Source organism: Streptomyces sp. DH12 (assembly GCF_020873895.1).
Taxonomy (GTDB): domain Bacteria; phylum Actinomycetota; class Actinomycetes; order Streptomycetales; family Streptomycetaceae; genus Streptomyces.
In genome coordinates, this window is the sequence record NZ_JAHWGT010000998.1 from 1 (window position 1) to 460 (window position 460).

At 74.6% G+C, this 460-nt stretch carries 1 protein-coding gene; it reads right to left on the reverse strand.

From position 1 onward, the window contains the following. A partial coding sequence (locus LPA54_RS38175) for a condensation domain-containing protein (RefSeq protein ID WP_228984977.1) occupies positions 1 to 460 on the reverse strand: 460 nt, incomplete at both ends.

Consider the following 460-nt stretch of genomic DNA (forward strand, 5'->3'; position numbering starts at 1 on the left):
CTGTAGGAGACGGCGGGCGCGGCGACGGCGTCCCCCCGGTACCCGGCGGCCAGCTCCTCCAGCAGCACGCCCCAGGACCAGCCGTCCACGGCGATGTGGTGCATCTCGACGAGCAGCAGGTGCTCGTCGGGGGCGACGCGGGCGAGGACGGCGCGGACCGGGTGCTGCGCGGCGAGGTCGACGGGGCGCCCGAGGAACCGGTCGTACAGCTCCTGCGGGCCGCTGACCTCGACGCGCTCCAGTGCGACGCCGGCCGGGGCGTCGACCACCTGCACGGGTTCGCCGTCGACGGCGGTGAACCGCGAGCGCAGCACCTCGTGCCGGTCCACGATCGCCGACAGCGAGCCGTGCAGCCGCTCCACGTCCAGGGCCCCGCTCAACCTCAGCACCAGCGGCAGCATCGACCCGGCGGAGGAACCGGCGAGCTGGTCCATGAACCACAGTCGGCGCTGGGCGAAGG